Annotated in this window: 16 protein-coding genes and 2 tRNA genes; 5 read left to right on the top strand and 13 right to left on the bottom strand. The window is 64.6% G+C overall.

From position 1 onward, the window contains the following. Positions 1–175 precede the first annotated feature (175 nt). The 5 genes from C8D78_RS14280 to C8D78_RS19735 are packed head-to-tail and all read right to left on the bottom strand — an operon-like array spanning position 176 to position 5124. On the bottom strand, positions 176–1072 hold the full coding sequence (locus C8D78_RS14280; RefSeq protein WP_120954534.1) for an ABC transporter ATP-binding protein: 897 nt from the start codon (positions 1070–1072) through the stop codon (positions 176–178). Next, positions 1059–1946 carry an ABC transporter permease gene (locus C8D78_RS14275; protein ID WP_244208414.1) on the bottom strand — a complete coding sequence of 296 codons (888 nt, stop codon included), beginning with the start codon at positions 1944–1946 and terminating at the stop codon, positions 1059–1061. Before C8D78_RS14275 ends, C8D78_RS14280 begins: the two co-directional genes overlap by 14 nt. A 16-nt stretch (positions 1947–1962) precedes the next feature. Next, positions 1963–3708, bottom strand: coding sequence for a glycosyltransferase family 4 protein (locus tag C8D78_RS14270; RefSeq protein ID WP_120954532.1), 1746 nt, complete (start codon positions 3706–3708; stop codon positions 1963–1965). After that, the gene (locus C8D78_RS14265; protein ID WP_120954531.1) at positions 3705–4955 is read right to left on the bottom strand and encodes a glycosyltransferase family 4 protein; all 1251 of its coding nucleotides are present in this window, start codon (positions 4953–4955) and stop codon (positions 3705–3707) included. Before C8D78_RS14265 ends, C8D78_RS14270 begins: the two co-directional genes overlap by 4 nt. Positions 4956–4962: 7 nt before the next feature. Then, a complete protein-coding gene (locus tag C8D78_RS19735; protein WP_167467914.1) occupies positions 4963–5124 on the bottom strand; it encodes a hypothetical protein in 162 nt (53 codons plus the stop codon). Between the two features lie 698 nt (positions 5125–5822). On the opposite strand from C8D78_RS19735, the gene C8D78_RS14260 reads away from it, so the two are divergent. Further along, a complete protein-coding gene (locus C8D78_RS14260; protein ID WP_120954530.1) occupies positions 5823–6323 on the top strand; it encodes a DUF3515 family protein in 501 nt (166 codons plus the stop codon). Positions 6324–6483: 160 nt separating this feature from the next. Continuing rightward, the gene (locus tag C8D78_RS14255; protein ID WP_120954529.1) at positions 6484–7773 is read left to right on the top strand and encodes an alpha/beta hydrolase-fold protein; all 1290 of its coding nucleotides are present in this window, start codon (positions 6484–6486) and stop codon (positions 7771–7773) included. 62 nt (positions 7774–7835) lie between these two features. Here C8D78_RS14255 and C8D78_RS14250 read toward each other — a convergent pair whose 3' ends face one another. From C8D78_RS14250 to leuC, 6 genes are all read right to left on the bottom strand, one after another. Further along, positions 7836–8981 (bottom strand): D-alanine--D-alanine ligase family protein, encoded by a 1146-nt coding sequence (locus tag C8D78_RS14250; RefSeq protein ID WP_120954528.1) that lies wholly within the window; start codon positions 8979–8981, stop codon positions 7836–7838. Between the two features lie 2 nt (positions 8982–8983). Beyond that, positions 8984–10036, bottom strand: a complete 1053-nt coding sequence (locus tag C8D78_RS14245) for an NAD(P)H-dependent glycerol-3-phosphate dehydrogenase (protein WP_120954527.1) — start codon at positions 10034–10036, stop codon at positions 8984–8986. Next, positions 10033–10839 carry a lysophospholipid acyltransferase family protein gene (locus tag C8D78_RS14240; RefSeq protein ID WP_120954526.1) on the bottom strand — a complete coding sequence of 269 codons (807 nt, stop codon included), beginning with the start codon at positions 10837–10839 and terminating at the stop codon, positions 10033–10035. Before C8D78_RS14240 ends, C8D78_RS14245 begins: the two co-directional genes overlap by 4 nt. Before the next feature lie 10 nt (positions 10840–10849). Continuing rightward, on the bottom strand, positions 10850–12175 hold the full coding sequence (murA, locus tag C8D78_RS14235; RefSeq protein ID WP_120954525.1) for a UDP-N-acetylglucosamine 1-carboxyvinyltransferase: 1326 nt from the start codon (positions 12173–12175) through the stop codon (positions 10850–10852). Positions 12176–12455: 280 nt separating this feature from the next. Next, positions 12456–13058: a 3-isopropylmalate dehydratase small subunit gene (gene leuD / locus C8D78_RS14230; RefSeq protein WP_120954524.1), complete on the bottom strand. Its 603-nt coding sequence runs from the start codon at positions 13056–13058 to the stop codon at positions 12456–12458. A 92-nt stretch (positions 13059–13150) separates the two neighbouring features. Next, entirely contained in the window at positions 13151–14605 is a 1455-nt protein-coding gene (gene leuC, locus C8D78_RS14225) for a 3-isopropylmalate dehydratase large subunit (RefSeq protein ID WP_120954523.1), read from the bottom strand. Between the two features lie 130 nt (positions 14606–14735). Here leuC and C8D78_RS14220 point away from each other — a divergent pair, with 130 nt between their 5' ends. Both C8D78_RS14220 and C8D78_RS14215 read left to right on the top strand, forming a co-directional pair. After that, entirely contained in the window at positions 14736–15455 is a 720-nt protein-coding gene (locus C8D78_RS14220) for an IclR family transcriptional regulator (RefSeq protein WP_026266447.1), read from the top strand. 13 nt (positions 15456–15468) lie between these two features. After that, the gene (locus C8D78_RS14215) at positions 15469–16005 is read left to right on the top strand and encodes a DUF1697 domain-containing protein (protein ID WP_120954522.1); all 537 of its coding nucleotides are present in this window, start codon (positions 15469–15471) and stop codon (positions 16003–16005) included. Between the two features lie 77 nt (positions 16006–16082). On the opposite strand, the gene C8D78_RS14210 is transcribed toward C8D78_RS14215, so the two are convergent. Together C8D78_RS14210 and C8D78_RS14205 are read right to left on the bottom strand one after the other, a co-directional pair. Then, positions 16083–16158: transfer RNA gene (locus tag C8D78_RS14210), tRNA-Glu, on the bottom strand. A 130-nt stretch (positions 16159–16288) separates the two neighbouring features. Next, positions 16289–16360, bottom strand: a tRNA-Gln gene (locus C8D78_RS14205). Positions 16361–16706: 346 nt separating this feature from the next. On the opposite strand from C8D78_RS14205, the gene C8D78_RS14200 reads away from it, so the two are divergent. Then, positions 16707–18197, top strand: a complete 1491-nt coding sequence (locus C8D78_RS14200) for a hypothetical protein (RefSeq protein ID WP_120954521.1) — start codon at positions 16707–16709, stop codon at positions 18195–18197. The last annotated feature ends 18 nt before the right edge of the window (positions 18198–18215 follow it).

The raw sequence follows: 18215 nt of genomic DNA, 5'->3' as shown, positions 1-18215 counted from the left end.
ACAAAACTGAGCTGACGCCGCTTTCCCCTGCCTTTCCATCCGCCCTCGGCGCCTTTGATGTTGGCTGGGATGTGCTGCCCGGCTTCGGCGAGCCGCCGGAGTCTCCACTGACGAAGTTGGATGAGGCCGCCATGACGGAAGTGCCATATCGCCGACCTGACCTGACGGACCGACATCACAGTTGTACCCCGATGCGCCGGCCCTGCGTCCTGGGGAGGATCTCCGTAATCGTCAAGCGTGAGCGCGCGTCATCCTTAATTTTTGCCGCTGTAATGTTGTTGCCCTTCGAAAGATGGTCCGTGTAGTCCTTATAGGCGGCTGTGGCTTCCTGGGGTTCCGAGTCCATGATCAGGTCACCTTGATCAATCCAAAGCACCCTCGTGCACATTTCCTCGATCGTGGAGAGGCTGTGGCTGACCAGGAACACGCATCCGGCATTACGCCGTAGTTCGTCCATGCGTTTGCGGCTTCGGTCGATGAACTGCGCATCGCCCGTATTCAAGGCTTCGTCCACGAGTAGGATCTCGGGGTCAACGGCCGCAGCGATCGCGAATCTGAGCCGCGATCCCATACCGGAGGAGTACGATTTCATCGGCAGATGAATGGACTTCTCTAACCCTGAAAGTTCCACAATGCTGTCGAACTTCTCATCTATTAATGCCCTTTCCATTCCCATGGCCAGACACCCCAGAATGACATTTTGGTCCCCTGAAAGATCAGGAACGAGCGCCGCGTTTACGCCCAGCATTATCGGCGTGCTTGACGCGTAGACGGCCCCGGACGTGGCCAGCTCCTGGCCGCTGATGAGCTTCATCAGCGTGCTCTTACCAGAGCCGTTGCGACCGATGATTCCAACAGACTCGCCACGTTCCACAATGAGGGACAGCTCATTCAGGGCATCGACGCGGACCTTATTGTCACGCCCTAAGGTCCTCTTGAACAACCGGTGGCGAATAGGAGACTTATCGGCAGGAACATCCGCCGTTGAGACCACCGTGTAACTCATCCTTACGGAATCGAGTACAACGCAGGGGTTTCCGTCAAAGTAGACCGTATCTTCAGTCGCGGCCATAGTTTTCTTCCCCCTGCCAGAAGAAGACAAGTCCAACAATTAGCGAGCCTAAGGCGAAGACCGCGAGGGCAGCCCATGAATGCCATTCAGGTATCCGATTGTAAAGTACACAGTCCCTCACAATGTCAATCACGTTGAAAAGGGGATTCAACTTAATAATCTCCAGCAATGCGGGGTGCTTGATGAAACGCTCGTAGGAGTAGAAAATGGCTGAACCATACATCCACAAACGGATTACGAACGGCAGAAGATGAGAAACGTCGTTCACCCGCGAAATTACTCGTGCAAGTGTAAGTCCGACGCCAAGGTTAAAAATTGACATCAGTAGCAGTGCCGGAATCACCAAGAGCCACAGCGGCCCAATGAACTCAGCAGGCGGCAGCACCACAACGATCAGGAGCATTGCGATGATCAACGGCACACCCGAAAGTTCCTCCCGCAGATTCGCTCCAATGGGAAGGGCTGCGCGGGGAAAGTTAAAAGCCTGGATCATCGTCCGATTAGCCTGAATAGACCGCGCCACGGATGTTATTGCGCCAGCGCTGAATTGAAAAACGAAGATGCCGGTGACCAAGTATCCTATATAATTTTCGATTCCCCCGCTGGTCTGGAGAAGAATGCCGAATATTATGTAGTAAGTCAGACCATTGAAAACGGGGTTGAGCAACAACCACGCGCTCCCCAAACGGTCGCGCCTGGTTCCGCTGCGGACGCGAGCGCGGGCATCGTAAAAAATGAACTCTCGAAAGTCCCAGAGCTGCACCAAGTAGTCAAGAAACGCTGGCCGCGACCCGACTCGGCTCAGGCGCCGCAGGTCAACGGACACCGCCTGAACTCCCGCTGGCGCGGGCATGGATGCCGTTTCTACTAACACTAGCTGGTCCTCCTGGTTATAAATAGGTCATTCCCCCTGATACGCGGCGATAGGCGAAGGCCATCGCATTTGCGTTTGCGGACCAAGTCCGGGTTAGCAGAACTTGGGCCCTTCCCGTCTCTCCCATAGATGTTCGCAGCGGCTCGTCTCTCAGAATCCGTGCCACCGCGGCGGCAAGCTGTTCGGGCCTTTCGGCCGCCGCGAACAAGCCGCTGACACCCTCGTCGACGATCTCTTCAAGTGCCGGAAGCCTGCTAGCCACTACCGGCCGCGCACTCGCCAGCGCCTCCACTGGCTTGAGCGGAGTCACCGCACGGGTCACGTCAAGGTCCTTACGTGGTACTACGAACACGTCCAGGGCCTGGTGATAAAGCGGGGTGTGGTCCCTGGGCACCCTGCCGGTGAAAATTGCCCTGTCACCCAAGCCCAGCTTCCGGATCTGCTCCTCCAGGCCAGGGCGGGCCACGCCGTCGCCAACAATCAGCAGCCGCAGCTGTGGAAAGGCCGGTGCCAGGAGGGCGAATGCACGAACGAGGTCGTCCAGGCCCTCGTAGGCGACCAGGCTACTGACAGTGCCGATGAAGAGGCCGTCCTCCGGCAGACCGAGTTCACGGCGGGCCTCGCCTGTACCACGGGGCTCCTGAAGGAAGGCTCCGCCGACGGCGTTGGGCGCAATGATGATCTTCTCGTCAGGGATGCCCGCGGCGGCAATGTTGGCCTTCATGGCGTGCCCCAGCGTTACCACCAAATCGGCGTCCCGCATGACCTCGGCTTCCCGTTCCTGGAAAAGCCTGTACTTTTCGCTGTCCCGGGCCTCAGGCCCGCGGGTCGCTGCCCAGGTGTCGGCCAGCTGGCCGCGGACTTCGTATACCCAAGGGACCCCCAGCGCCTGGGCCACTGCCCGGACCACCATGCCGTTGACGAAGTGGGTGGTGGTGTGGAGCACGTTGGGCCTGAATTCCAGCGCCACCTGGAGCAGTTCCTCGGCCTGCTGCTGCAGGCGCGCGTCCATTGTCGGCGCCAGCCGTGACGGGAGGAGCCTGCGGTACCGGACGCCGTCGACGACGTCGCTGGCGCGGGCCAAGAGCTTTCCCACCTGGACCGGATATCCCAGCCTCGTAACAGCCAGGACGTCCCAGCCGGCTTCCTGCTGCGCCACCATGATGGAGTGGGAACGCTGGGCGTAGCCGCTGGCGGTGTGCGGCAGGGAGTTGGTGAGCAGGTGCAGGACCCGGCCGGGAACGGGCGAGAACTCCTGGCGCTCCAGCGAGGGTGCAAAACCGGAGTAGACGGCCGCTTCCCCCGCAAGCCGCGCTTGCTGCCGCCGTCCGGCGGGGCCGGAAGCGTCGAGGGCGGTGACGGCTCCGCTGAGGTTCCCGTCATGCCACAGCCTGCGGGCGTGTGCAGACTTAAGGCGGGTAGCATTCGCGGCTTTGGCCAGCAGTGTGTCCGATAGCTCCGTTAAGCCGGCAGACAAGGCGATGTCGGCCAACCGCCGGGCCTGCTCTCCCCTGACGGGGCCATCCACTGCAAGTTCGAGTCGTCGCCGAACGTCGGCGTCCTGACCGTTGCTCAGCGCCGCGAGGATCACGGGCGCGGCCACCGAGTTACGCGGCGAGCCAGCCGACATTGCCCGGCCCAACGGGCGAGCGACAGCGGGCAGACGGCGGGCCGCCTGCAGGTAGAGGAGGAAAGGGTCATCGGCGAGGTGCTGGGTGACGACGCTGGTGGCCAGGCTTAAATTCTTGAGGAGCTGGATCATCTGCGGCTATCGGTTTCCGCAAGGAGCTGCGAAATGAGGTCCATATAGAGGTCCGCGAGGTGCCCGTATTCTGCGTTGGTCTTGACCCACTGACGGCTGTCCCCGTTGCGTACAAGCCGGCTCCGGTCAGCTGCGAGCTGGCGCCACAAATCGGCCACGGCTTCCGGAGAGCTGGGAACGATGTCCCCGGCTTCCGCGTCCATGACAATACGGGCCGCTTCCCCGCGCACCATCGCGGTTACATGCCTTCCGATGGCCAAGACCTCGTAGGTCTTTGACGGCACGGTGGTTTCGAAGGATTTCCAGTCATCGCGAAGGGACACGACGCACGTGTCGGCAGACGCGTAGCGTTCCATCATCGCTTCACCTGTCAGGGGCGGATGGAACGTGACCGGTGCCTTCAGTTCCCGCGCCAGCTTCTCCAGCGCCGGCCGCTGCGTGCCGTGGCCCACCATGTGCAGGTGCATCGATTCCCCCACGAGTGCGCTCGCCCGGATGGCGACGTCCAGGCGCTGGCTCTCGCCGTGATTTCCCAGATACACGGCTTCGAATATGTCCCGCTCGGTCTCCGGCGGACCCAGCACGGGGATGGAGTCCAAGTGCACGCCGTTGCTAACCGTCGCCACGTTCCGGACACCACGCGCCCGCAGCGTAGCGGCGAACCCCTCCGTCACGGTGACCACGAGGTCGGCCCGGTGTTGGACAAATTCGACCACGCGCTCAACGACGCTTTTTACGCTGCCTTGGACCAGCCGCGCATCGCGGGCCAAGTCGGGCCACGCATCCCGCATTTCGACGATCAACGGAACGCCGCGGACCTTGGCCAGCACATAGCCGGCCGCCAGGGAAGGCAGCCCGGGCGCGGTAACAATCACGACGTCGGGCTTCCGGACCATGAATCCGGCCGGAATCGAAAGAGCCGCCGAAAAAGCCTGGTCCAGCAGGCGAGCCGCACGGGAGTTGCCGTGCCGGAGGTAGGGAACGCGAAGTATTTTCTCGGTGAATTGCCCTTTTTGCAGCCCGAAGGGCCTCCCGGCCATCTTGCGGGGCAAGGCCCGCCGGCCGAAGGGGTAGTGCGCCACCGGGGTCACGACGTCGACGTCCCAGCCGGAATGGGAGAACTCCTTGATCATGGCGGTCCAGCGCCGCTGGGGCGGGCTCTGTTCGGGCCAGTAGGAGTGGGTCAGCAGTGTTATGCGAAGGGACTGGGCCTGAGGTGTGCGGTCGGAAAATTCACGGGGTATCACCGGAGACTTACTTTCCGGCCTTGACGGGGCTATTTTGGCTCTTTCCGCCGAGGAAGCGGAAGTACGCCAAACCAGCACCGAGCAGGATCAACACAGTGATGAGCTGAACTCCAAGCGGGCTGCCTGTAGCTACTGCGACTGCGGCCTGGATTTCGGGCTTCACCGTCACGGGCGGCTGGCTAGGGGTGGCGATTACCGCAGGAGCCGTCGAGAGCGCCGGCTTCGGAGTTGGCGAGGGTGACGGGGACGGCGTCTCAGACGGCGTCGCTCCCGCGGGAGCCGGGGCCTGGGCGGGCACCGGAGCGGGTGCAAGGGCCGGGGGCACAGTTAGTGCAGGCCGAGGGGTGCCAGCGGGGGTCTGGACCGGGGCAGGAGCGGCGCTGCCTGCCGGGGCGGGAGCCGGAGCGGGGGCCGGGGCAGGCGCCGGCACGGGCACAGGAACCGGCGCGGGATCAACGATGACCGGCGGTTCCACGGGCAGCGGAGCGGGCGCAGGATCTGCGGGGGCTGGATTAGGATCGGGGGCAGGCACCGGGCTGGTCACCACCGGAGGGTCTGCGGGAAGGGCGTCGTCGGCGTTGACGGCGCTGGCTGTGCCTATGAGCGAGGCTGCCAGAAGCAGCGCTCCCAGCCCGACGCGAGCTGACATGAGTTTTTGGCCGCACGACGGCATCGGCTGTCCCCCCAAGGTGCGATATGGAATCAGGTGTGCGTTTTGCGGCCAACACTAACGTCGTTGTCGGCAGAGCCCCAGAGGTGCACGAGGCCTCAGTCTACTTGAAGGTAAGACTCAGGTGGTTCACATGATGCTAGTCTCGCCCCCGCGAATGCGGCAGTAGCGCCACGCGGGCGGGTTAAGCTGGATGAATGCTCCGATTCAGCCGCCTCACTGCCGTGCGTCTTCCCGTGGCTGTCGCCGCGGCAGCGGTCGGGCTTGCCCTGACCTCCTGTTCCCCGGTGGTGGACGTCACGCCCGCCAAGGATGCCGCCAATGCTGCGTGTGCGCCGATGATGCTGGCCCTTCCCGACACTATCGGGGACGCAAAGCTCCGCAAGACGAATGCCCAGGCCACCGCGGCGTGGGGGGATCCGTCCGTGGTGATCGTTCGCTGCGGAGTCAACGTTCCCGGCCCCACCACGGATCGCTGCGTGAGCGTCAACGGCGTGGACTGGGTTATCAAGGAAGGTAATCCGGTGTGGACGCTGACCACGTTCGGCCGCGAACCCGCCACGGAACTGCTGATGGATCCGGACAAGATCAGTTCGGCCACCGTGCTGGCAGACCTCGCCCCTGCGGCGCTTAAGATCAAGGCGACCCGGAAGTGCGTGGGTCAAGAGGACTTGCAGAACCTACCGCCCAGCAAATAACAGTCCCTAAGTGAAAACAACTCAATGTCCGCGGAGGGGCCATTTCATGAGTGCCTCTCCATGGTCTCTAAGTGGCGGCATGAAGCGGAATCTGCCACGGTCTAGTGTTGCTAACATCAGTGAGTTGAACTGAACTTGACCGGGAATGTAGAGGCCGCTGATGTCATCCGTATTGGACTTTGCCCTGAAGGGGCGCCGGCCACTATCCGAGGTAAGCCGCTCGGCTGAGTTTTCTGCTACAAACCGGGTGATAACCGGCATGACCTCGGACGGTCTTCCCGTGGAAGCGTTTGTGAAATTCGCGGAGGCACCCAAGCACTTGCTGTGTCTGCTCCCCTCAGCACAACCTCGTTCCGTTGCGCCTCAGATTCCATTCTTCCCAAGATGGTCCTGGGCCTCCGGATTTGACGAATGGGATGTCGTCTCACTCAGCGATCCCATGCTTCATGCTGCTCCGGAGCTCCACGCTTCCTGGTTCGTCAGCACCACGACGGACATAACCAAAGAACTTGCCGCCTTCCTGAAAGAACTATGCGTCCGGCGGGAGATTCCAGCGGACATGGTCACCCTGTACGGGAGTTCCATGGGTGGGTACGGAGCCCTCATGATAGCGGCTTCCCTGCCTGGCTCGCGGGCCATAGCGGAGGTTCCCCAGTTGGATCTCTTGGAGTATCCCGATGCACAGGCCCTGACTGATGTGGAGCGCCTCGCACTTGGCGGAACCCCTCTCAAAGAGATCGAGAGCCAGTTCCCCGAACGGGTCAATGTTCTTGCCCGCTTCCGCCACAGTGACTACATTCCCCCACTGTCAATCATTACGAACAGGGCAGATGGCGCGCATTCCGAAGCTTTGGAGTTCTTGAAGGCAGTCAACTCGATGGCGCCCACTGTCTCGTCCGTCGGCCACACCTCACTCCACCAGACGCCGCGACCGGAGGGGCACGCGGTCCAGCCAACCCCGTTTATGATCCAGACGCTGAAGACTCTCGCCGAGTTGCCCTACGATATTTCCGACGGACGTCCGCCCGCCGTCGAGGAAGCCCTGGCGGTGCCGACTCCCATCTGGGATCTCAACGATGCCGCGGAATGGGAGAAGCAGCCACTGGCGGAAGCGGTGACATGGGTCGGGTCGTCAGGACACGGAGCGGTCGACGTAGAATTTGAAGTCTTTAACGGCGGAGCAGAATCGGAAAAAGGGATCGTTCTTTGTCTAGTGCCAGCTGACCCCGACAGCGAGGCAATGAATCGAGCCGGATTCCGATTCTCACCATTTAGGGGAATCGGATATTTCAAATATCTGCGGGTTCCGTCCGGGAGATCCTCACTACGCGAGTCGGTCATTGTCGACAAGAAATGCGAAATCAAAGGTTTCGGACTCGCCACATGGGAGTTGGACGCACCCGAGATCACCGAGTTGACGATTTCGTATCGGGAGCCACAGACGCTTTGACATAGCCGGACTGACGCGGCCCGGCGGCAGGCCAATTTACCGGCCGCCGGGCCCAGCTCGCCCTAGCGCAGGCCCGTCTTGCGGTGCAGTGCGAGGTGGATCAGCTCGTCGATCAGTTCGGCGTAGCCCAGGCCCGATGACTTCCACATCTGCGGGTACATGCTCTTGGGCGTGAACCCGGGCATGGTGTTGATCTCGTTGATGATCAGTTCGCCCTCGGGCGTGTAGAAGAAGTCCACCCGGCTCAGCCCCTCGGCGCCGACGGCGTCGAAGGCAACGGCGGCCAGTTCACGGACCCTGGTGATCGCCTCGTCGGGGAGGTCGGCCGGGCAGCTGAGGGCTGCGGCGTCGTCGACATATTTGGCGTTGAAGTCATAGAACTCGTGCCCGCCGCCCGCCACGGAGATTTCGCCCGGCATGGAGGTCCGCGGAGCATCGGTCCCGCGGCCTTCCAAAACGGCGCATTCAATCTCGCGGCCGGTGATGCCGGCCTCGATGACCAGCTTGGGATCGTGCTCGCGTGCCGCCTCGATCGCGGCATCCAAGCCCTCGAGGGAATCCACCTTGGAGATGCCCATGGAAGAGCCCGCCCGGGCCGGCTTGACGAACACGGGGAAGCCGAGCTGGTCCACGCGCTTGCGGACCGTCTCGGGATCTGTGAGCCACTGCCTGTCGGTCACGGCGATGTACGGTCCCACGTGGAGCCCGGCAGATTCGAAGACAACCTTCATGTAGTGCTTGTCCATCCCGACGGCGGACGCCAGCACGCCTGCGCCCACGTAACGGGTGTCGGACAGTTCCAGGAGGCCTTGGATGGTCCCGTCCTCGCCGAACGGTCCGTGCAGCAGGGGGAAAACGACGTCCACGGTGCCGAGCTCCTGCGGGACCGCGTTCGGGGAGGCCACGATCAGCTGGTGTTCACCGCCGATCTCGGCCAGGGCCACGGTCTGCGCCGAGGGCGCCACTTCGGGCAATGACGACGCGGAGAGCGACCACTCGTTGGTGTCGCCGGAGGCCAAAACCCACTGACCGGTCTTGGCGATCCCGATCGGGATGACGTCGTACTTGTCCTTATCGATGGCGCCGAGGACGCCGGCGGCTGTTACGCAGCTGACGGCGTGCTCGCTGGAGCGGCCGCCGAAGAGCACCGCCACGCGGGGTTTGGACTGGCCCGTGGGGGCTGCTGTGGTCATGTTGATCTCTGACATGCTCAGTGGTCGCCTTCGGGTTTCAGGTCGCGGGACAGCAGCAGCGGACCCAGTTCGTCTACGGACAGTTTTCCGGCCAGGACGGCGACGACGGCGGCCGTGATCGGCATGTCGACGCCGAGCTTTCCGGCGAGTTCGTGGACCGCCTGGCTGGATTTGATGCCTTCGGCCGTTTGCTTCATTTCGGCGGTGACCTGATCGAGGGTCAGGCCCTTGCCGAGCAGCCTGCCGGCCGTGTGGTTGCGGGACAACGGCGAGGAGCAGGTTGCCACCAGATCGCCCAAGCCCGCAAGGCCCGCCATGGTCCGGGCGTCGCCGCCCAGGGCCAGCGCCAGCCGGGACGTCTCCGCCAGCCCGCGGGTGATCACCGAGGCCTTGGTGTTGTCCCCCATCTCCTTGCCTTCGCAGATTCCCACGGCCAGGGCGATGACGTTCTTGACGATCCCGCCGATTTCGACGCCGATCACGTCCGTGGTGGTGTACGGGCGGAAGTAGGGCGCGGTGCAGCTGCGGGCAATCCAGCCTGCCGTGACCGGGTCCGCGCAAGCCACCACGGATGCGGTCGGCTCTTCGCGGGCGATCTCCATGGCCAGGTTGGGCCCGGACACCACGGCGACGCGGTCGGCCGGGAGGTCCAGTTCCGCGCAAATGACCTCACTCATGCGGGCGTCAGTGTGGAGTTCGAGGCCCTTCATGAGGGACACGACGACGGCACCCGGCGCCAGGTGTTCCTTCCAGGCCTGCAGTTGCGGCCGCAGCGTCTGCGCCGGAACGGCAAGGATGACCAGTTCCGCGCCGGTGAGGACCTCGGCGACGTCCTTGGACGCGGTGATGCTCGACGGCAGCGTGATGTCCTTCAGGTACTGCTCATTGCGGTGCAAGGTGTTGATCTGGTCCACGATTTCCGGGCGCCGGCCCCAGAGGCGGACGTTTCGTTCAACCCCCGAAGCAGTGGCCGCGTCCGCGACCACCTTGGCGAAAGTGGTACCCCAGGAGCCAGCCCCCAGGACGGCCACGGTGCCTGCGGAAGAGGCTCCTTCAAAGTTGACCGTCATCCGGCGCTGTCCCCCGTGTTGTCGTTTGATGCGCCACCGTCTCGGATGGCGCTGTCCCCGGTTCCGCTTTGTTCGACAAAGCGGCCCTGCGTTGGCTGATTGTGCGCCGCCGGATCCCAGCGCTCGGCCGGCGGCTGTTCGCCGCGCAGCCCGGCCAGGAGGCCGGTAATGGCGTCCATGATGACATTGGTGGCCTCGGCGAGCGTTGCCCTATCCAGCGGGCGGCCGGCGAAGGCGCTCAGGTCCACCGGGTCGCCGACCACCAGGCGCGAGGTCTTGCGCGGGAAGATGTACATGCGCTTTGAGTAACGCGGCAGAACCTCCTGGGCACCCCAATGGGCCATGGGCACCACGGGAATGCCGCTCTGCAGCGCCATGCGGGCCGCGCCGGTGTGTCCCCTCATCGGCCAGAGCGCAGGGTCCCGGGTCAGGGTTCCCTCGGGGTAAATGATGATTGCCCCGCCCTCGTCCACAATCTCCTTGGCAAGCTGCAGCGCCAGGTTCGCTCCCGTCGTCGAGCGTTCCACCGGGATCTGCTTGGTGGAGCGCAGGACAGCACCCAGCACCGGAACCTTGAAGAGTCCGGCCTTGGCGAGGAAGTGCGGCATCCGCTTTTGGTTGTAGAGCATGTGCCCCACCACCAGCGGATCGATCTCCGTGCAGTGGTTGGGGGCCGCGATGAAGCCCCCGGCGGGCAGCTTCTCAAGGCCCTCCCACTTCTTGCTCATCAGCAGGTTCATCACGGGCCGGACGATCGCGGCGACCGCCACAAACGTGGCGTGGCTCTTGGCCGATTCCTTCACCGGGCCCCCGCTACTTGGCCGACGTGATGTCGAAATCGGCGCCGAGGCCCGCGAGCTTTTCGGTGAAGCGCTCGTAGCCGCGGTTGATGATGTCAATTCCGGTGACGCGGGACGTGCCCGTCGCGGCCAGGGCGGCGATGAGGTGGCTGAATCCGCCGCGCAGGTCAGGGACGTCGATGTCGGTGCCCTTGAGTTGCGCGGGTCCGGAGATGACGGCCGAATGCAGGAAGTTGCGCTGGCCGAAGCGGCACGGCACGCTGCCGAGGCACTCGCGGTGGACCTGGATATTGGCGCCCATGCGGATGAGCGCATCCGTGAAGCCGAAGCGGTTCTCGTACACAGTCTCGTGGACGATCGAAACGCCCTCGGCCTGGGTCAGGGCGACGATGAGGGGCTGCTGCCAGTCCGTCATGAAGCCGGGGTGCACGTCCGTTTCGAGGACCAGCGGGTTGAGCTTGCCGCCGCGGTGGTAGAAGCGGATGCCGTCGTCGCCGATGTCCATGCCGCCGCCAACCTTGCGGTAGGTGTTCAGGAACGTCATCATGTCCCGCTGCGTGGCACCTTCCACGAAGATGTCGCCCCGGGTGACGAGGGCCGCAGAGGCCCAGGAGGCCGATTCGTTGCGGTCAGAGAGGGCCCGGTGGTTGTATCCGCCGAGGTCCCGGACGCCTTCGATCCGGATGGTGCGGTCCGTCTGGACGCTGATGATCGCGCCCATCTTCTGCAGCACCGCGATGAGGTCGACGATTTCCGGCTCGGTGGCCGCGCCGGAGAGCTCGGTGATGCCTTCGGCGCGGGTGGCGCTCAGCAGGACCTGCTCGGTGGCGCCGACCGACGGGTACGGCAGGGCAATCTTGGCGCCCTTGAGGCCGTTCGGCGCGGAGATGTGGATGCCGCCCGGGCGCTTTTCCACCACGGCGCCAAACTGACGCAGGACATTCAGGTGGTAGTCGATCGGACGGTCGCCGATCTTGCAGCCGCCCAGGTCCGGGATGAAAGCTTCGCCGATGGCGTGGATCAGGGGCCCGCACAGCAGGATCGGGATGCGCGAGTCGCCGGCGTGGGCGTCGATCGCGGTGCTGGAGGCCGTCTTGGCGCCCTTCGGGTCCAGCGTCAGGTCACCGCTCACGGGGTCCTTATCAACCCGGACGCCATGGAGCTGAAGCAGGCTCGTGACAACCTCAACGTCCTTGATTTCGGGGACGTTGCGCAACACCGACGGCTCATTGCCCAGCAGGGCAGCGACCATGGCCTTGGGCACAAGATTCTTGGCCCCGCGAACGGTGACGCGGCCAGTTAGCGGGACGCCTCCGCGGATTGTCAGAACACTACTCATATACCGGTTTCCTCACGACTACTCGCCCCCAAATCCTTACAAAGGCTCCAGCTAAGCATAGGAGCATCCGTTACCGATCTGAAATACGGGGTGCCGTGGGCTGGCGCGGACCCCCATCCAGACGCCGCTTCAGCCGCCGCCCTGGACGCAGCTTGGGACACCCCTCACCCAAACGGCAACGCGGGGTCACTTCCGGCCCATCCCGGAGGTTCGGATGGGCTGCAAGTGACCCCGCGTTGCTGTGGCAGACCCCGGACGAAGGCCCGGAGCTGGCGGATTCTTAGGACAGGCGGGCCGGCAGCGTTTTGGGCATGAAGGCGGGCCGGGTGGCCTCAAACGCGGTGATGTCTTCCTCGTGCTTGAGGGTCAGCCCGATGTCGTCCAGGCCTTCAAGGAGGCGCCACCGGGTGTAATCATCGATCTCGAAGGGCGCCACGATGGTGCCGCACTGCACGGTCTTGGAAACGAGGTCCACCGTGACTTCGGTGCCCGGGGCGTTCTCGAGCTCCTTCCAGATCAGCTCGATGTCGTCCTGGGCAACCTCGGCGGCCAGCAGGCCCTGCTTGCCGGAGTTGCCGCGGAAGATATCGGCAAAGCGGGAGGACAGCACGGTTTTGAAACCGAAGTCCTTCAGTGCCCACACGGCATGCTCGCGGGAGGAGCCGGTGCCGAAGTCGGGTCCGGCCACCAGGACGGAGCCTGCGTTGAACGGCGCCTGGTTCAGGATGAAGGACGGGTCCTTGCGCCACGCGGCGAAGAGCGCGTCCTCGAAGCCCGTGCGGGTGATGCGCTTGAGGTAGACGGCGGGGATGATCTGGTCGGTGTCGACGTTGCTCTGACGCAGCGGGACACCGATTCCGGTGTGGGTGGTGAACTTTTCCATGGCGGATCCTTCGAAACTGTGGGGACCGGGGCTGTGTGGATCGAGACTAGGTGAATCGGGTGCGTCGATCCGGGGTCAGATCTCGGCGGGGGCTACGCGGCGCCGACGCGGAGCGCCGCGGACTCCGGGGCGGGGTCGAGATCCGACGGCGAGCTCAGCGTGCCGCGGACCGCCGTCGCCGCGGCCACTACCGGCGAGACGAGGTGGGTGCGGCCGCCCTTGCCCTGGCGGCCTTCGAAGTTGCGGTTGGAGGTGGAGGCGCAACGCTCGCCGACCTCCAGCTGGTCCGGGTTCATGCCCAGGCACATCGAGCAGCCGGCAAAACGCCATTCTGCGCCGAAGTCCTTGAAGACCTTGTCCAGCCCCTCGGCCTCGGCCTCCAGGCGGACCCGGGCCGAGCCAGGCACCACGAGCATCCGGATGTTGGGGTCCTTCGTGCGGCCGCGGAGGATGTCCGCGGCGGCCCGGAGGTCCTCCATCCGTGAGTTGGTGCAGGAGCCCAGGAACACCGTGTCCACCCTGATGTCCTTCATCGGAGTGCCGGCCTCGAGCCCCATGTACTGCAGGGCGCGTTCGGCGGCGGCCTTGGCGTTCTCATCGCCAAAGTCCTCCGGCGAGGGCACCTTCGCGGACAGGGACACGCCCTGGCCCGGGTTGGTCCCCCACGTCACGAACGGTTCCAGGGTGTCGGCGTCGAGGTCCACCTCGACGTCGAACGCCGCGTCGTCGTCGGTGCTCAGCGTGTTCCAGTACTCGACGGCGGCGTCCCATTCGGCGCCCTGGGGCGCATGCGGGCGGCCGTGCATATAGTCGTAGGTGGTCTGGTCCGGGGCCACCAGCCCGGCACGGGCTCCGGCCTCGATGGACATGTTGCAGATGGTCATCCGGGCTTCCATGGACAGCGCCCGGATGGCGGAGCCGCGGTATTCGAGGACGTAGCCCTGTCCCCCGCCGGTGCCGATCTTGGCGATGACGGCGAGGATGATGTCCTTGGCGCTCACGCCGGGGCGCAGCGTGCCCTCAACATTGATGGCCATGGTCTTGAACGGCTTCAGGGACAGCGTCTGGGTGGCCATGACGTGCTCCACCTCGGAGGTGCCGATGCCCATGGCGAGGGCGCCGAAGGCGCCATGCGTGGAGGTGTGCGAATCGCCGCAGACAACCGTCATGCCGGGCTGGGTGAGGCCCAGCTGGGGGCCGACGACGTGCACGATGCCCTGCTCGGCGTCGCCAAGGGAGTGCAGGCGGACCCCGAACTCCTGGCAGTTGTTGCGCAAAGTCTGGATCTGGGTCCGGCTGGTGAGATCGGCGATTGGCTTGTCGATGTCCAGCGTGGGAGTGTTGTGGTCCTCGGTGGCGATGGTGAGGTCCGGCCGGCGCAGCCTGCGCCCGGCCAGCCGCAGGCCCTCAAATGCCTGCGGGGACGTCACTTCATGCACCAGATGGAGATCGATGAAGAGAAGGTCCGGCTGGGCGTTGGCTCCTTCGCCGTCCCCCTTGCGCACCACGTGCGCGTCCCAGACTTTCTCGGCCAGTGTCTTTGCCACGGCCTTCTCCCTTCACTGCGGTAATTATTGTGCGTTCCTATGGGCTATTGCTTCCACTGAACCAGCACTGCCAAGTAATACGCCAGCGCGTTGACTTGCATCTCAGATAATGAGACGTCAATATCATTACATGGACAATTCTAGTGGAGTCGGTGTCATCGATAAAGCGGCCCATGTGCTTGACGCACTTGAGGCCGGCCCCACCACCCTGGCGCAGCTGGTGGCTGCCACCGGGCTGGCGCGGCCCACGGTGCACCGGCTGGCTCTCGCCCTGGTGCATCACCGGCTCGTGAGCCGGGATATCCAGGGCCGGTTCGTGCTCGGAAGCCGCCTGGTGGAGCTCGCCTCCGCCGCCGGTGAGGACCGCCTGATCGCCTCCGCCGGCCCCGTGCTGATGCAGCTGCGCGACGCCACCGGCGAAAGCGCCCAGATCTTCCGCCGCCAGGGCGACTGGCGCGTCTGCGTGGCCTCCGCCGAGCGTCCCATCGGCCTGCGCGACACCATCCCCGTCGGCACCCAGCTGTCCATGAAGGCCGGTTCCGCCGCCCAGGTGCTGCTGGCGTGGGAGGACCACGACCGCCTGCTCGAAGGCCTTCAGTCGGCCCGCTTCACCCCTACCGTCCTGGCGGGAGTACGACGCCGCGGCTGGGGCCAGAGCCTGGGCGAACGCGAGCCGGGCGTCGCCTCCGTTTCGGCCCCCGTGCGCGGGCCGTCTGGCCGCGTGATTGCCGCCGTGTCCATTTCCGGCCCGATCGAGCGCCTGACACGGCAGCCGGGCAGACTGCACGCCGAGGTGGTCTGCAACGCCGGCCGCGTCCTGACCGAGGCGCTGCGCAAAACCAACGACTAAGTATGCTGTGCCCATGAGCAACTATGCGGTGTTCCTTCGGGGAATCAACGTGGGCGGCATCAACATCAAGATGGCCGATCTCAAGGCCGCCCTGAACTCGCGGCGGTTCTCGGGCGTGCAGACCTTGCTGGCCAGCGGCAACGTGGTGCTGGCCAGCGAGCTGGACCCTGCGGGGGTCAAACAGGAATTCGAGGCATGCCTGAGGGAAACCTTCGGCTATGACGCCTGGGTGGTGGTGCTGACCTCGGACCGCGTGGCAGCACTCATCGAAGCCTGCCCCTACCCGGCCGATGACGCGTCCACCCACACCTACCTGACGCTCGCCTCCGATGAGGCGGTACTTGCGGAACTCTTCGAGTCCGGCAGCGCCCTGGACGGGACCGAGCTCACCTTGCTGGGCCCGGAAGCCCTGGCCTGGCTTGCCCCCACCGGCGGAACGCTGGACAGCCCCTTCAGCAAGCTCTCCTCGAAGGCCAAGTACAAGGCAACCACCACCACCCGGAACCTTCGCACGATGGTCAGGGTCCGCGACGCGGCAGCGGCGCTGTAGGCCACACGGGGATCCCCCACACGGGAAGACGGGGACGACGAAAAACGGCCCCGGGCTGATGCCCGGGACCGTTTCATTGGTGACCCCAGCGGGATTCGAACCCGCGTTACCGCCGTGAGAGGGCAGCGTACTAGGCCGCTATACGATGGGGCCGCGTACTCTCCAGAACAGCATTCCTGCCATTCAAGCCAAATGATTGTTTCACACATTCGGCTGCTGTTTCAAATCGGACCAGCCGTTTGAAAACATCCGACAATCCGCGGAAATCCGTGGATTTTCAGAGCTGGGATACCAGGACTCGAACCTAGAATGACGGTACCAGAAACCGTAGTGTTGCCAATTACACCATATCCCAATGGCACTTTCGGACCGGATGTTTGGGTCTAAACCCTCGCTCCCGGCGCCTCAGCACGAGTAATTACTTTACCCGAGAGTTTTCACTTGCACAAATCGGGCATGCGCCGGCGGGACGGTGGTTCCGGAAGGCGCGGACTTCCCGGCCGGGGCCACAAAACCCGCGCAAACCCTTGCCAATTCGGCAGTAACAAGTTTACGCTCGGTAAGTTACCAACGAGTAACCACCCCTCCCCCACACCGCTGCGGGCAGAATTACGATCTTTTTCCAGTGTTAGCTGCATCACAGAGGCCGGGGTGGCCGGAAGCACAGCCGCTGCCGGCAAGACCGTCGAGAGGAATCATCTGTGTCACAGAGTCGTGCCGCCATCGCCCAAAGCAGAACCCGGGGGCAACAGATCGCCATCGCCATCCTGGCCCTGCTGCTGATTGCGCTGCTGGGGTTCTACACCCTGGTCACTGGACGCATCACGGACGGGTCCGCGCGGCTCAACGCCGGGGCCGGGCTGGCCTCTGCCGGGGCGCACCAGCTGAAGGACGGAGCGGCCAAGCTCGCCACCGGCGCAGGGCAGGCAGACGCCGGAGCCGGCAAACTCTCGGATGGGGCCACGAAGATCCAGGCCGGAATCGCCGGCAAGCTCGCCCCTGGAGCGGACAAGCTCGAAGCAGGGGCCCAAAAGCTCGCTACCGGCGCGGTCAAGATTCAAACAGACGTCAACAATAAGCTGGCGCCCGGCGTCTATAAGGTGGACGACGGCGCGCAGAAGCTTGCCGCCGGCGCCGTGCAGCTTTCCGCCGCCCTGACACCCACCAGCTCCGGTACGGCACCGAACAACCTCGCCGACGGCGCCACGCAGATCGACGCCGGCGCGGCCCGGCTGGCCGACGGAACCGGGCGCCTGCAGGCGGGAACGGTTCAGCTGGCTGCCGGAACCGGCCAGCTGAAGGCCGGAACCGACCAACTGAAGGGTTACCGCGGGGCCAACAATAACCCCGAGGCCGGCACGGGGACCGCCGCGCTGGCCCAGGCACTGGAGCTGCTGCAGGCCGCGGCCAACGATCCCGTCCAGGGGCTCGTCCCGCTGGCCGTGGTCAAGGACAAAATTGCCAAGATTCTTGACGGCGCCCACCGGCTTGATGCCGGTGCGTCCCAGTTGCAAGCCGGGGCGTCCCGGCTGCAGTCCGGTGCCGGGCAGCTGCAGGCCGGAAGCACCCAGCTGAACACCGGTGCCGGCCAGCTCCATGCGGGAACCGGTAAGCTCACGGCCGGATTCGCCACCTTGGCCGGGAAGCTCAACAGCCGGGATCCCAACAGCCCCGGCGTCGTCCTGGGCACCGAGCTCCTCGCCGCCGGCACGGCCAAGATCCGCGTCGGCATGGACGGGGTTCCGGGCGACCCCGAGCACCCCGGCCTGCTCAAGGCCACCGCCAGAATGACAGACGGAAGCTCACGTCTCGCCGACGGCACGCTGGCGCTGAACGCCGGCATCGCGGGAGATCCCGCGGATCCGTCCAACCCCGGGCTCCTGAAGGGCTCCACCGCCCTCGCCACCGGCGCATCCCAGCTCTCCGCGGGCAGCACCAAGCTGGCATCGGGCTCCACCAAACTGTCCACCGGCGCGGACAAGCTGGCCGACGGCAACGCCAAGATCGCCGAAGGAACGGGGACCCTGTACTCAAGCGCCGCCGCGGTGTCGCCGTCGAACATGGTCAACGCCGACGCGGCGGTGGCCTTGGGCCTGGTAGCCCTCCTGACCCTGGGCGCCGTCGGTGCCTACGTTGCCCTGCGGAACCGGCGCCTGGCACGCGACAGGCGCCTGGAAGAGGCCTCGGCCTAACCGGTTACGCCAACGGCC

This window comes from Arthrobacter oryzae (assembly GCF_003634095.1).
GTDB lineage: Bacteria > Actinomycetota > Actinomycetes > Actinomycetales > Micrococcaceae > Arthrobacter > Arthrobacter oryzae.
This window is presented reverse-complemented; position numbering and strand designations above follow the sequence as displayed.

Bases quoted from the DNA above. Each gene is read 5' to 3' on its own strand.
- C8D78_RS14280 (WP_120954534.1), bottom strand. From the start codon at position 1,072: ATGGCCGCGACTGAAGATACGGTCTACTTTGACGGAAACCCCTGCGTT.
- C8D78_RS14270 (WP_120954532.1), bottom strand. From the start codon at position 3,708: ATGATCCAGCTCCTCAAGAATTTAAGCCTGGCCACCAGCGTCGTCACC.
- C8D78_RS14260 (WP_120954530.1), top strand. From the start codon at position 5,823: ATGCTCCGATTCAGCCGCCTCACTGCCGTGCGTCTTCCCGTGGCTGTC.
- C8D78_RS14255 (WP_120954529.1), top strand. From the start codon at position 6,484: ATGTCATCCGTATTGGACTTTGCCCTGAAGGGGCGCCGGCCACTATCC.
- C8D78_RS14250 (WP_120954528.1), bottom strand. From the start codon at position 8,981: ATGTCAGAGATCAACATGACCACAGCAGCCCCCACGGGCCAGTCCAAA.
- C8D78_RS14245 (WP_120954527.1), bottom strand. From the start codon at position 10,036: ATGACGGTCAACTTTGAAGGAGCCTCTTCCGCAGGCACCGTGGCCGTC.
- murA (WP_120954525.1), bottom strand. From the start codon at position 12,175: ATGAGTAGTGTTCTGACAATCCGCGGAGGCGTCCCGCTAACTGGCCGC.
- leuD (WP_120954524.1), bottom strand. From the start codon at position 13,058: ATGGAAAAGTTCACCACCCACACCGGAATCGGTGTCCCGCTGCGTCAG.
- C8D78_RS14220 (WP_026266447.1), top strand. From the start codon at position 14,736: ATGGACAATTCTAGTGGAGTCGGTGTCATCGATAAAGCGGCCCATGTG.
- C8D78_RS14215 (WP_120954522.1), top strand. From the start codon at position 15,469: ATGAGCAACTATGCGGTGTTCCTTCGGGGAATCAACGTGGGCGGCATC.